The 13,743-nt window shown below is 58.8% G+C and carries 11 protein-coding genes; 9 read left to right on the top strand and 2 right to left on the bottom strand.

Annotation, left to right across the window (positions count from 1 at the left end):
• The first annotated feature begins 290 nt into the window (after nucleotides 1-290).
• From rhaB to rhaM, 9 genes are all read left to right on the top strand, one after another.
• Entirely contained in the window at nucleotides 291-1,760 is a 1,470-nt protein-coding gene (gene rhaB / locus ACB496_RS22090) for a rhamnulokinase (protein ID WP_371973810.1), read from the top strand.
• Entirely contained in the window at nucleotides 1,757-3,016 is a 1,260-nt protein-coding gene (gene rhaA / locus ACB496_RS22095) for an L-rhamnose isomerase (protein WP_107702609.1), read from the top strand. Before rhaB ends, rhaA begins: the two co-directional genes overlap by 4 nt.
• 97 nt (nucleotides 3,017-3,113) lie before the next feature.
• A complete protein-coding gene (gene rhaD / locus ACB496_RS22100) occupies nucleotides 3,114-3,944 on the top strand; it encodes a rhamnulose-1-phosphate aldolase (protein ID WP_100778353.1) in 831 nt (276 codons plus the stop codon).
• Nucleotides 3,945-4,027: 83 nt separating this feature from the next.
• Nucleotides 4,028-5,014 (top strand): rhamnose ABC transporter substrate-binding protein, encoded by a 987-nt coding sequence (gene rhaS / locus ACB496_RS22105; protein ID WP_100778352.1) that lies wholly within the window; start codon nucleotides 4,028-4,030, stop codon nucleotides 5,012-5,014.
• A gap of 68 nt (nucleotides 5,015-5,082) precedes the next feature.
• Nucleotides 5,083-6,594, top strand: a complete 1,512-nt coding sequence (locus tag ACB496_RS22110) for a sugar ABC transporter ATP-binding protein (RefSeq protein WP_371973813.1) — start codon at nucleotides 5,083-5,085, stop codon at nucleotides 6,592-6,594.
• Nucleotides 6,594-7,598 carry an ABC transporter permease gene (locus ACB496_RS22115; protein ID WP_371973815.1) on the top strand — a complete coding sequence of 335 codons (1,005 nt, stop codon included), beginning with the start codon at nucleotides 6,594-6,596 and terminating at the stop codon, nucleotides 7,596-7,598. Before ACB496_RS22110 ends, ACB496_RS22115 begins: the two co-directional genes overlap by 1 nt.
• A complete protein-coding gene (locus ACB496_RS22120) occupies nucleotides 7,595-8,599 on the top strand; it encodes an ABC transporter permease (RefSeq protein WP_107702608.1) in 1,005 nt (334 codons plus the stop codon). Before ACB496_RS22115 ends, ACB496_RS22120 begins: the two co-directional genes overlap by 4 nt.
• A gap of 98 nt (nucleotides 8,600-8,697) precedes the next feature.
• Nucleotides 8,698-9,846 (top strand): lactaldehyde reductase, encoded by a 1,149-nt coding sequence (gene fucO / locus ACB496_RS22125; protein WP_371973818.1) that lies wholly within the window; start codon nucleotides 8,698-8,700, stop codon nucleotides 9,844-9,846.
• On the top strand, nucleotides 9,843-10,157 hold the full coding sequence (gene rhaM / locus ACB496_RS22130) for an L-rhamnose mutarotase (RefSeq protein ID WP_100778347.1): 315 nt from the start codon (nucleotides 9,843-9,845) through the stop codon (nucleotides 10,155-10,157). The genes fucO and rhaM overlap by 4 nt, the downstream gene beginning before the upstream one ends.
• A gap of 48 nt (nucleotides 10,158-10,205) precedes the next feature.
• Here the strand turns inward: rhaM and ACB496_RS22135 are convergent, their stop codons facing one another.
• Both ACB496_RS22135 and ACB496_RS22140 read right to left on the bottom strand, forming a co-directional pair.
• Complete coding sequence (locus tag ACB496_RS22135) at nucleotides 10,206-11,471, bottom strand: MFS transporter (RefSeq protein WP_181827037.1); 1,266 nt, start codon at nucleotides 11,469-11,471, stop codon at nucleotides 10,206-10,208.
• Between the two features lie 44 nt (nucleotides 11,472-11,515).
• Nucleotides 11,516-13,639, bottom strand: coding sequence for an alpha-galactosidase (locus ACB496_RS22140; protein WP_371973820.1), 2,124 nt, complete (start codon nucleotides 13,637-13,639; stop codon nucleotides 11,516-11,518).
• Nucleotides 13,640-13,743 lie beyond the last annotated feature (104 nt).

Raw genomic sequence — 13,743 nt, forward strand, 5'->3', positions numbered from 1 at the left:
CCAATGAGAAATGTTCTCAAAATAGTAATTAAGGGCCGGGTTTCTCACCTTCAATTTTCGACACCAAAGCGTGCAAAGCCTGTCAGTTTTTCAAGAAACAGCGGGAAAGATCCGGAAATGCGGCAACGGTCACATGGGCTGAAATCCCCGTCATAACAGGAAACTGTGAACTTCCTCACGTTCATCTTTGCTTTCTTGCCAGCGCGCGATTTTGCCTGTCAGTGGCAAGAAGGTGCGTTTTTCTTCCCTTTCTTAGACTGTTTCGCAATGACTCCAAGAAGGACCGAATTATGACCTCTCGCCATTGTGTGGCTGTCGATTTAGGTGCATCCAGCGGGCGCGTGATGCTTGCCAGCTATACGCCTGCAAAGCGCGCACTTTCGCTTCGTGAAATCCATCGCTTCGGTAACAGCCTGCAAAAGCAGGACGGCGTCGAGACTTGGGATATTGACAGTCTGGAGGCGGAAATCCGCACTGGCCTGAACAAAGTCTGCGACGACGGCATTCTGATCGACAGCATCGGGATTGATACCTGGGGCGTCGATTTTGTGCTGCTCGACCGCCACGGCGAGCGCATCGGCCTGCCCGTCTCCTATCGCGACAGCCGGACCGATGGCGTGATGGCCCGCGCCATTGATCAGCTCGGTAAAGCCGATATCTACGGGCGCAGCGGCATCCAGTTTTTACCCTTTAACACCCTCTACCAGCTGCGCGCTCTGGTGGAGCAACAGCCCGAACTGGTGGCAAACGTCGCCCACGCGCTGCTGATCCCGGATTACTTCAGCTATCGCCTGACGGGCAAGATGAACTGGGAATACACCAACGCCACCACCACCCAGCTGGTGAATATCAACTCTGATAACTGGGATGAAAACCTGCTCAACTGGACAGGCGCTTCCGCCAGCTGGTTTGGCACGCCGACCCACCCCGGCAATGTGATCGGTCACTGGATTTGCCCGCAGAAGAATGAAATCCCGGTCGTCGCCGTCGCCAGTCACGATACCGCCAGCGCGGTGATTGCCTCTCCGCTGGCAGACCACGACGCGGCCTATCTTTCGTCAGGCACCTGGTCGCTGATGGGCTTTGAGAGCAAAACGCCGTACACCTGCGAAAAGTCGCTGGCGGCAAACATCACCAACGAAGGCGGCGCGGAAGGCCGCTACCGGGTGCTAAAAAATATCATGGGGCTGTGGCTGCTCCAGCGCGTGCTGAAAGAGCAGAACGTCACTGACCTGGCGCGCCTTATCGCCGAGACAGAAAAATTGCCGGCCTGCCGCTTCGTGATCAATCCGAACGACGACCGCTTTATCAATCCGCACAACATGAGCGATGAAATCCAGGCCGCCTGCCGTGAGAGCGCACAGCCCGTGCCGCACAGCCCGGCGGAACTGGCGCGCTGCATTTTTGACAGCCTCGCCCTGCTCTACGCCGACGTGCTGAACGAACTGGCGGCTCTGCGCGGCAAGCCGTTCAGCCAGCTGCACATTGTCGGCGGCGGTTGCCAGAACCAGCTGCTGAACCAGCTTTGCGCCGACGCCTGCGGCATCACCGTGGTCGCCGGCCCTGTTGAGGCTTCGACGCTCGGCAATATCGGCATCCAACTGATGACCCTGGACGAGCTTTCCAACGTTGACGATTTCCGAACGCTGGTGACGAACAACTACCCGCTCACCACGTTTACCCCTAATCCCTGCCATGAAATTGCCCGCTATCAGGCGCAGTTTCAGCAAAAACGACTGACAAAGGAGCTTTGCGCATGACCACTCAACTTGAACAAGCCTGGGAACTGGCTAAACAGCGTTTCGCCGCCGTGGGCGTGGATGTCGAAGAGGCGCTGCGTCAGCTCGACCGTCTGCCGGTCTCCATGCATTGCTGGCAAGGCGACGACGTCGCGGGTTTTGAAAATACCGGCGGCGCGCTGACGGGCGGCATCCAGGCGACGGGCAACTATCCGGGCAAAGCGCGCAATGCCACCGAACTGCGTGCCGATCTGGAGCTGGCGCTCAGTTTAATTCCGGGACCAAAACGCCTGAACCTGCACGCGATTTATCTCGAATCCAGCGAGCCGGTCGCGCGTAACGAAATCAAACCGGAACACTTTAAGAACTGGGTGGAGTGGGCAAAAGCCAACAAACTGGGTCTGGATTTTAACCCGTCCTGCTTCTCGCATCCGCTGAGCGCCGACGGTTTTACCCTCTCCCATTCCGACGACGAGATTCGCCAGTTCTGGATCGACCACGTCAAAGCCAGCCGTCGCGTTTCAGCGTATTTCGGTGAACAGCTCGGCACGCCGTCGGTGATGAACATCTGGATCCCGGACGGCATGAAAGATATCACCGTTGACCGCCTGGCTCCGCGCCAGCGCCTGCTGGAGGCTCTCGACGAGGTGATCAGCGAAAAACTGAACCCGGCGCATCACATTGATGCGGTGGAGAGCAAGCTGTTCGGCATCGGCGCCGAGAGCTACACCGTTGGCTCCAACGAGTTCTACATGGGCTACGCCACCAGCCGCCAGACGGCGCTGTGCCTGGATGCAGGCCACTTCCATCCGACTGAGGTGATCTCTGACAAAATCTCCGCCGCCATTCTGTACATCCCGCGCCTGCTGCTGCACGTGAGCCGCCCGGTGCGCTGGGACAGCGACCACGTGGTCCTGCTGGATGACGAGACTCAGGCCATCGCCAGCGAAATTATTCGTCACGATCTGTTCGACCGCGTGCATATCGGTCTCGACTTCTTCGACGCCTCGATCAACCGCATTGCGGCGTGGGTGATCGGTACCCGCAACATGAAGAAAGCCCTGCTGCGCGCGCTGCTGGAGCCGACGGCGGCCCTGCGCGCGCTGGAAGAGCAAGGCGACTATACGGCGCGTCTGGCGCTGCTGGAAGAGCAGAAATCCCTGCCGTGGCAGGCCGTGTGGGAAATGTACTGTCAGCGCAACGATGCGCCAGCGGGCAGCCAGTGGCTGGACAACGTGCGGGCGTATGAGAAAGAGGTGCTAGCGACTCGCAGCTAAAACAGCGCCCGGCGGCGCTTCGCCTGCCGGGCTTACGAACACTTGTCAGCGGGGATCGCTACGCGTCGCCCGACATTTTCAAAGGAATCACAAGACTATGCACACCATCACCAACGCCTGGTTCGTCCAGGGCATGATCAAAGCCACCACCGACGCCTGGCTAAAAGGCTGGGACGAGCGCAACGGCGGCAACCTGACCTTGCGCCTGGACGACGCCGACATTGCGCCGTTCGAAGCGGATTTCCACCCGAAACCGCGCTATATCGCCCTGAGCCAGCCGATGCCGCTGCTCGCCAATACGCCGTTTATCGTCACCGGTTCCGGCAAGTTCTTCCGCAATGTGCAGCTCGATCCGGCGGCGAATTTAGGCGTGGTAAAAGTGGACAGCGACGGCGCGGGCTACCACATTCTTTGGGGGCTGACGAACGAAGCGGTGCCGACCTCTGAACTCCCGGCGCACTTCCTTTCCCACTGCGAGCGTATCAAAGCGACGGACGGCAAAGACCGCGTGATCATGCACTGCCACGCGACCAACCTGATCGCCCTGACCTACGTGCTGGAAAACACCACGGATTTCATCACCCGCAAACTGTGGGAAGGAAGCACCGAATGTCTGGTGGTCTTCCCTGACGGCGTGGGCATTCTGCCGTGGATGGTGCCAGGCACCGATGAAATCGGCGAAGCCACCGCGCAAGAGATGCAAAAACATTCCCTGGTACTGTGGCCATTCCACGGTGTCTTCGGCAGTGGCCCGACGCTTGATGAAGCCTTTGGCCTGATCGACACCGCTGAGAAGTCGGCTGAAGTGCTGGTTAAGGTCTATTCCATGGGCGGAATGAAACAGACCATCACTCAGGAAGAGCTGATTGCGCTGGGTAAACGCTTTGGCGTCACCCCGCTGAAATCGGCGCTAGAGCTGTACAAATAAAAACATCGCGCCCCGCTCATTGAGACGGGGCGAAAAAACACCTGCAAACCCTACACAACACTCAATTCAGTGGAGTAAAAGCAATGAAAATAAAGACAAGCTTAATCCTCACCGTTGCCGCTCTGGCGTTGTCCGGTTCCGCTTTAGCAGAAGTAAAAATCGCCCTGGTGGCGAAATCTCTCGGAAATGGATTCTTCGAGGCAGCGAACGTGGGCGCGCAGGAGGCCGCCAAAGAATTGGGTGATGTGAAAGTCATTTATACCGGCCCGACCACCACCACCGCCGAAGCGCAGATCGAAGTGCTGAACGGTTTGATCGCGCAGGGGGTGGATGCGATCGCCATCTCCGCCAACGATCCCGATGCGCTGGTGCCGGTGCTGAAAAAGGCGATGCAGCGTGGGATCAAAGTGGTTTCATGGGATTCCGGCGTGGCAAAAGCCGGGCGTCAGATCCACCTGAATCCGTCTAATAACGCCCTGATCGGTGAAACCAACGTTAAGCTGGCCGCCGATGCGCTGAAAGCCCTGAACGTCGAAAAAGGCGACGTGGCGGTGTTGAGCGCTACCCCGACCTCCACGAACCAGAACACCTGGATTGCCGAGATGAAAAAGGTGCTGCCGCAGTATCCGTCCGTCAATCTGGTCACCGTAGCCTATGGCGACGATCTGTCGGATAAGAGCTACCGCGAAGCGGTTGGCCTGCTGAAAACCTATCCCGATCTGAAAGTGATCGTCTCCCCGTCGTCGGTCGGGATCGTGGCTGCCGCGCAGGCGGTGAAAGACCAGGGCAAAATCGGCAAAGTGTATGTGACGGGGTTAGGCCTGCCGTCTGAAATGGCCGGCGCGGTGAAATCCGGGGCGAGCAAAAGCTTCGCGATCTGGAACCCGATCGATCTGGGTTACGCCGCCACCTATTTAGCCGACGACCTGGTGAAAGGCACCGCCACCAAAGATGAAGCCAGCATGGGCAAACTGGGCAAAGTGAAGCTCGATGCCGACGGTAGCGGCGCGATGGCTGAGCCGTTCGTCTACGATGCGAGCAATATTGATAAGTTCTCAAAAATCTTCTGATGCGTTTTGTAGGCCGGAGAAGCGTCGCGCTATCCGGCCCACAAGATCCCCTTTGATGGAGAACTCTCATGAACGCATCCACACCGCTGCTGGAGCTTAAGGGCATCACCAAGGTTTTCCCTGGTGTGCGCGCCCTTGAGAACGTACAGCTTGAGCTTTGGCCCGGCAAAGTCACCGCCCTTATCGGTGAAAACGGCGCGGGAAAATCGACGCTGGTCAAAGTGATGACCGGGATTTATCAGCCCGAAGAGGGCGAAATCCTCTATAAAGCCATCCCCATTCATCTCCCGACGCCGGAATCGGCACACAGAGTCGGGATTACCGCTATTCATCAGGAAACCGTGCTTTTTGATGAGCTGTCGGTGACCGAAAATATTTTTGTCGGCCAGTATCTGCATAAAGGCTTTTTCAGGAAGCTCGACTGGCCGGAGATGCACCGCCGGGCGCAGGAGATCCTCACCCGCCTGGAGGTGCAAATCGACCCGCGCGCGACGCTTAAAACGCTGAGTATCGCCCAGCGACATATGGTGGCCATTGCCCGCGCCCTGTCGTTTGAGGCGCAGGTGGTGATCCTCGACGAACCCACCGCCGCCCTGTCGCAGCACGAAATCCTCGAGTTTTACCAGATCGTTGAGCGCCTGAAGCAGGAAGGCAAAGCGATCCTGTTTATCTCGCACAAGTTCGACGAAATTTTTGAGCTGGCGGATCATTACACCATTTTGCGCGACGGCGTGTTCGTCGGCGCAGGGGCGATCAATGACATCACCGAAGAGAGGATGGTGGCGATGATGGTAGGCCGCGCTATCACCCAGACCTTCCCGAAAGTGGCGTGCGAAAAAGGGGCGACGGTGCTGGAGGTCAAAGACCTTTGCCATCCGACCGAATTCGCGCACATCTCATTCTCCCTGCGCAAAGGCGAAATCCTTGGCTTTTACGGGCTGGTCGGCGCCGGGCGTACCGAGCTGATGCAGGCCCTCTCCGGCGTCACGCGTCCCTCCTCCGGCGACATCGTGCTGAACGGTCAGGCGCAGAATTTCCGCCAGCCGGCTGATGCCATCCGCGCGGGGATTGTCTGCGTGCCGGAAGAGCGGCAGAAGCAGGGAGCGATTATCGAACTGTCGATTGCGCAGAACATCAGCCTGCCGCAGCTCAGCAGGCTCAATCCCGGCGGGGTGTTAAATCAGGACCGCGAATGGGCGCTGGCCGATGAATACGCCAGACGGCTGCAGGTGAAGGCGTTTAGCTGGAAACAGCCGGTCGAAACCCTCTCCGGCGGCAATCAGCAAAAAGTGGTGATCGGCAAATGGCTGGCGACGCATCCTGAGGTGATCATCCTCGATGAGCCGACAAAAGGTATCGATATTGGCTCGAAAGCGGCCGTTCATCAGTTTATGTCCGAGCTGGTTGGACAGGGGCTGGCGGTGATTATGGTGTCGTCGGAACTGCCGGAAGTGATGGGCATGGCCGACCGTATCATCGTGATGCACGAAGGGCTGATGGTGGCGGAATACCCGGCGGGCGGGGCGACGGCGGAAACCATCGTCAGCGCGGCCAGCGGTGCAAAACAGGAGGCCGCGTAATGGTGAAGCAACTCCTGAAACACCGCGAAGCCCTGCTGGGGGCGGTGATTGTACTGATGATCATTGCCATCGGCAGCCGCGTGTCGTCGTTTATCGCACCGGGAAACCTGGTGGAGATGTTTAACGACACCTCGATTCTCATCATTCTCGCCCTCGGCCAGATGATGGTCCTGCTGACCAAAGGCATCGACCTGTCGATGGCGGCGAATCTGGCGCTGACGGGGATGATCGTCGCCCTGATCAACTTCCATTATCCCGCCGTGCCCGTCTGGGCGCTGCTGATTCTGGCAACGGCGCTCGGTCTGCTGATGGGCGTCATCAACGGCCTGCTGGTGTGGAAACTGGGTATTCCGGCGATTGTGGTGACGCTCGGCACCATGAGCATCTATCGCGGGATTATCTTCCTGCTCACCGGCGGTGGCTGGGTGAACTCCAACCAGATGGGCGCGGATTTCCTCGCCCTGCCGCGCGCGTCACTGCTCGGTCTGCCCGTTTTGAGCTGGTGCGCGATTGCGGCCCTGCTGCTGGTCAGCTATTTCCTGCGCTACAGCCGCACCGGTCGCGCCCTTTACACCGCAGGCGGCAACGCCACGGCGGCGTATTACACGGGGATCAACGCAGGCAAAATGCAGTTCGTCAGTTTCTGCCTGTCAGGCGCGCTGGCCGGATTCTGCGGCTATCTGTGGATCTCACGTTTCGCCGTCGCCTACGTCGATGTCGCCAACGGCTTTGAGCTGCAGGTGGTCGCCGCGTGCGTGATCGGCGGCATCAGCACCATGGGCGGCACGGGCCGGGTGTTGGGCTGTCTGTTTGGCGCGCTGTTCCTTGGGGTGATCAATAACGCGCTGCCGGTGATTGGTGTCTCTCCGTTCTGGCAGATGGCGATTTCCGGGACGGTGATCGTGATTGCGGTGCTGCTCAATGAACGCGGCAACAAACGCAAAGGACGGCTGATCTTGCGCGATGCGGCGCTGGCGCGTCAGAAACAGGCGGTGAACTCATGAGCAAAATGATGACTACGGAAGAGATCAAAAATCGTCCGGCCGCGACGGGGATTTTCCAGCGTCTGTTGTGCTGGGAGGGCTTCCTGCTGGCGGTAACGCTGGCGGTGTTTATCGTCAACGCCCTCGCCTCGCCCTATTTTCTCGATATCTGGAACCTTTCTGACGCGACGTTCAACTTCACCGAAAAAGCGATCATTGTGCTGCCGATGGCGATGCTGATCATCGCCCGTGAAATCGACCTGTCGGTGGCATCGACCATCGCGCTCAGCTCGACAGCGATGGGCTTTTGCGCGGCGGCGGGTGTAGATACGCCGCTGCTGGTCTGCGTGGGATTAGGCGTCGGGTTGCTGTGTGGGCTGTTCAACGGCTTTCTGGTCACACGCTTTAACCTGTCGTCCATCGTGATCACCATCGGCACCATGAGTTTGTATCGCGGCATTACCTACATTTTGCTCGGCGATCAGGCGCTAAACACCTGGCCCGAGAGCTTCGCATGGTTCGGGCAGGGCTATGTGTGGGGCGCGCTGTCGTTTGAATTCGCGCTGTTTATCCTGCTGGCGGCGGTGTTTGCCTTCGTGCTGCATCGCACCAATTTTGGCCGCCGGACGTACGCCATCGGCAATAACCCGACCGGGGCGTGGTTTTCAGGCATCAACGTGAAGCGCCACAACCTGCTGCTGTTCGCGCTGGTCGGGCTGATGGCGGGGCTGGCCTCGGTGCTGCTCACCTCGCGCCTCGGCAGTACGCGCCCGACGATTGCGATGGGCTGGGAACTGGCGGTGGTGACGATGGCAGTGCTCGGCGGCGTCAATATTCTCGGCGGCTCCGGCAGCATGGTGGGCGTGATTATCGCCGCCTTCCTGATGGGCCTGGTGACCTTTGGCCTGAGCCTGCTCAACGTGCCCGGCATTGTGATGTCGGTGATTATCGGCGCGATGCTGATAGTGGTGATTTCGCTGCCAATTATCACCCGCCGGATTATGCAGCGAAGACGGATCTAATGCCGGGTGGCGCTTCGCTTATCTGGCCTGCCTGACCGCAGGCCCCGCAAGCGTCGCGCCGCCGGGCATAAAAATCACAGTAATTAAGGAGAATTATCATGAGTTTTATGTTGGCACTTCCCAAAATCAGCCTGCACGGCGCGGGCGCGATCGGCGATATGGTTAATCTGGTGGCGAGCAAACAGTGGGGCAAAGCGCTTATCGTCACTGACGGACAGCTGGTGAAAATGGGGCTGCTCGACAGCCTGTTTACCGCCCTGGACGCCCATCAGATGTCGTATCACCTCTTTGACGAAGTGTTCCCGAATCCGACGGAAGTGCTGGTACAGAAAGGGTTTGCGGCCTATCAGAGCGCCAGTTGCGATTACGTCATCGCCTTCGGCGGCGGCAGCCCGATTGATACGGCGAAAGCGATTAAAATCCTCACCGCCAACCCTGGCCCGTCGACCGCCTATTCCGGCGTCGGCAACGTCAAAAACGCCGGTGTGCCGCTGGTAGCTATTAACACTACAGCAGGCACCGCGGCGGAGATGACCAGCAATGCGGTGATCATCGACAGCGAGCGTCAGGTGAAAGAGGTGATTATCGACCCCAATATTATCCCGGATATCGCCGTGGATGATGCCAGCGTGATGCTCGATATCCCTGCCTCCGTCACCGCCGCAACGGGGATGGACGCCCTGACGCACGCCATCGAAGCCTATGTTTCCGTCGGCGCTCACCCGCTCACCGATGCCAATGCCCTCGAAGCGATTCGCCTGATCAGCCTCTGGCTGCCTAAAGCCGTCGACGACGGACACAACCTCGAAGCTCGCGAACAGATGGCATTCGGCCAGTATCTTGCAGGCATGGCGTTTAACAGCGCCGGATTAGGGCTGGTTCACGCACTGGCACATCAGCCGGGGGCGACGCACAATCTGCCGCACGGCGTCTGCAACGCCATCCTGCTGCCGATCATCGAAAACTTTAACCGCCCGAACGCGGTGGCGCGTTTCGCCCGTGTGGCGCAGGCGATGGGCGTGGAGACGCGTGGGATGAGCGATGAAGCGGCCAGCATGGAGGCGATCAACGCCATTCGCGCCCTGAGTACGCGCGTCGGTATTCCTTCTGGCTTCAGCCAGCTTGGTGTGACCAAAGCGGATATCGAAGGCTGGCTGGATAAAGCGCTCGCCGATCCGTGTGCGCCTTGTAACCCACGCACTGCCAGCCGCGACGATGTGCGCGAGCTGTATCTGGAGGCCCTATGATCCGCAAAGCCTTTGTGATGCAGGTGAACCCTGACGCTCACGAGGAGTATCAGCGCCGCCACACCCCGATCTGGCCGGAGCTGGAATCGGTGCTGAAAGACCACGGTGCGCACCATTACGCCATTTATCTCGACAAGGAGCGCAACCTGCTGTTTGCCAGCGTTGAGATTGAATCGGAAGAGCGCTGGAACGCGGTGGCGAATACCGACGTGTGCCAGCGCTGGTGGAAACACATGCGCGATGTGATGCCCGCAAACCCGGACAACAGCCCGGTGAGCGCGGAGCTGAAAGAGGTGTTTTTCCTCGAGTAACCGTTCACGCTGCCGCACTCGCGGCAGCGTTTTCCTTTATTTAGCTATTTAGCTTGCCTCCAGCGTGCCGCGTCCTGCCGCGATTTGCTGCCTGCTGCTCAGCGTAAACGCCGAAATCACCGTCACCGCCAGCACAATGCATCCGAGCATCAGATAGGTGTCCTGGAAGCCGATCCGGTCATACATATTCCCCGCAAACGCCGACAGGAAAATGGCCGCCGACTGTTTGGCAAAGTTAAAGCCAATCAGATAGATGGTCGCAGACAAGCGGGTATCAAACACGCCAGTGATGTATTTAAACGCCCCCACCAGCAGGAAGGGCACTTCCAGCGCGTGAAGCATTTTCAGGGCGATGACTTCCGTCACGGTAGTGGCGAAGGACGAGCCGATAATGCGCGTGGCCATAATCAGCCCGGCAATCAGCAGGGTGTTTTTCGCGCCGATGCGGTTAATGATCCACGGCGAACAGAACATGATGATCGCGTTACAAATTTCTCCGGCCGTGGTCGCAAAACCAAAGGCGCGCGTCCCCTGTTCCGGCGTCGCAAAGAACGATTTGAAGAAGGTGGCAAACTGCTGATCAAACACGTCATACACGCAGGCCACGCCAACCACATACAGAATAAACATCCACATTTTGCGCTGGCGGAACAGGGTGAAGACGGTTTTGGCGGTGATTTGCGGCTGATTGGCGCCCAGCGCGTTCATCACTTCGGCGGTCTGGTTTGGCTTTGGTTTGGCGACCACCAGCAGGAGCATCAGCAGCAGCGCCGCGCCTGAGCCCATCCAGAAAACAAACGACGGATCGATGCTGAACAGCACGCCGCCCGTGGAGGCGCACAGCCCCCAGCCCAGGCAGCCGAACATCCGCGCTTTACCGTATTCGAAGAAGCTGTTGCGACTCACTCGCTCGATATAGGCTTCAATTGCCCCGGAGCCGGCCGAGAAGACAAAGCCGATATACAGCCCGCCGCTCAGCGCCCCGAGCCAGATATTCATTTTCAGCAGCGGCGCGAAAACGTAGAGGAAGAAGGGGGCGAACAAGAACAGCAAAATGGCGATGATCCATAACAGGTGCTTTTTCAGCCCCAGCTTGTCAGAGATCACCCCCAGTACCGGCTGGAACGCAATCGCCGAGAGCGAAATGCAGGAGAAAACAATCCCCGTATGGGTTTTATTCAGGCCGATGATATCCGACAGCCAGATCGGCAGGAACGGAAAGCAGGTGGCCATAATGAAGAAGTAGAGAAAGAAGAACGCCCCGAAAATCCAGAAATTGGGGTTGTCTTTGTGGGTACAGGCAGTCGTGTTCATTATTTTTATCCTCAACTCAGGGCCGGTCGCCCGGCCCATCACCCTTACACGCGTTCAACGCCAATCAGAATGGCGGTTTCCGGGTCCAGAATCGGCAGTACCAGTCCCGCCTGCATCAGCCATTCTCCGCTCACCGTTTGTGGCGCTTCCATCCATGCCGGGAGTTTGCGCATGGTGTGGCCCCCTTCGCCGGTGAGGCGGATATTTGGATGATCGAGCAGGGTGATGCGGTACTGCGCGTTCGCTGCAAGCCCCGGCATGCGCAGCGGCATCATCAGGGTGTAATCCGGCATCGCCAGTTGGCTGACAATAAACAGCCCCTGCCGTTGGTCTTCGCTCACTATACCCTGCACCTGGGTCGTGGCGTCCGGCATATCCACGCGCCACTGGGTGCCGTGGTGAATCACATCGCGCCATTGCTTATGCAGCGCGGCGTAACGGCGGTAGCCTTCACGCTCGTGCTCATCGACGGTGAGCGGGTCCAGCTCCAGCCCCATGTGCCCAAACAGCGCGGTCAGCCCGCGAAACTCGATGCTGTGCTGGCGGAACGTGGCGTGGCATTTATGATGACCGATATGTGCGCCCATCACCTCCGGCGGGAAGAAGTAGCTCATTCCACGCTGGATGGTGTTGCGCTCCAGCGCATCGTTATTATCGGATGCCCAGAAGCGGTGGCAACGGGTCAGGACTTCGTAATCAATGCGTCCGCCCCCGGACGAGCAGGATTCAAATTCCACGTGCGGGAAGCGCTGGCCGAGTGTCTCAAGCAGGCGATAATACTGGCGCGTTTGCGCGTCGGCAGCGGCCTTACCGAGATGGCCCGGCTGCACCAGCTCGCGGTTCATGTCCCACTTCACGTAGTCCACCGGATGTTCGCCCAGCAGCCAGCTCATGCGTTCCAGCAAATACTCAAAAGCTTCAGGATTGTTCAGATTCAGCACCAGCTGGTGTCGCCCCGTCGCCTGCGGGTAGCCCGGCAGCGCCAGCACCCAGTCGGGATGCGCGCGGTAGAGATCGGAATCCGGGTTAATCATTTCCGGCTCCACCCAAATACCAAATTCCATGCCGAGATTTTTGACATGATTGATCACCGGCATCAGGCCGTTGGGGTATTTTTTCTCGTCGAGAGTCCAGTCACCCAGGGCGGCGTGGTCGTCGTTGCGCCCCTTAAACCAGCCGTCATCGATGATGAAGCGTTCCACGCCGAGCGCCGCCGCTTCGTCGGCCATCCGCATGATGTAGTCTGGATCGTGGTTGAAATAGATCCCTTCCCAGGTATTGAGGTGCACCGGACGCGGCTTGTTTTGCGGGAAGCGAATGATGTTCTCGCGCAGATAGCGGTGGAACTGCTGACTCATCCCGTTCAGCCCCTGCGCGGAGTAGCTGGCGTACAATTTCGGCGTCCAGAGGGTTTCGCCTTCGGCAATCGCCATTTCGCCCGGCAGATAGAGCGCTTCGGCCTGCACGTAGCGGCGGCCATCGGTTTTCACTTCAGCACGCAGGCGGTGGTTGCCGCTCCAGCCGAGGTGCATGCCCCACACATCGCCCTGCATTTCACTGAATGCAGGTGTGCCGGTCATCAGTGCCGGGAAGTGTTCGTGGGAGGTGCGCCCGCGCCGGTTTTCAATCACAAAACTGTCGTGCTCAAGGGTCAGGCGATGCGGCTGGAATTCGCGTATCCAGCGACCATGGAAAGCCATCACCTCTTTCGCGCGCTCCGAGACCGGCAGCGTCACGGCCAGCCGATCCACCTGCCACGGCTGCGCCCGCAGATTGGTCAGACCGTGCCTTACCACCAGCACGCCGCTCCCATCGAGGATGAGTTCGCTGGTCAGCCGCAGCCCGGCGTGCGCATCTTCTGCGGTAATCGTCAGGCTGTTACGCTGCTGTTCGACGGTAACGGTCCTGAACACCGGAGACCCATCCAGCCCCTGGCGGTGGCCTTCAATGCCCGGCGCACCAAACAGACCGTGGCCCAGCTCGGCCATCAGCGTGACCGGGGTATCCACGTCCAGCCTGCCGTTAGCCACCGGGCGAACCAGACTTTGCGCATCCTGCGGCGAAAAGTGGTGAAGGTGTGGCCCCCAGTAGACAATTTCGGCGAACGGGTGCGTTTTGATCACCACGTCTGCGGTCGTGCTTTCGAGTCGTAAAATGGAATCTTGCATCGGACATCTCCTGTCATCGGATGTCCTGAGTGTTGATCCGAAACGTTTCGGATACCAACCCAAACGTTTCGGATCTGTGATCAACTTTAGAGTTTTGCGGTGAT

Origin of the sequence: Lelliottia nimipressuralis (genome assembly GCF_041464075.1) — a bacterium.
GTDB classification, from domain to species: Bacteria; Pseudomonadota; Gammaproteobacteria; order Enterobacterales; family Enterobacteriaceae; genus Enterobacter; species Enterobacter nimipressuralis.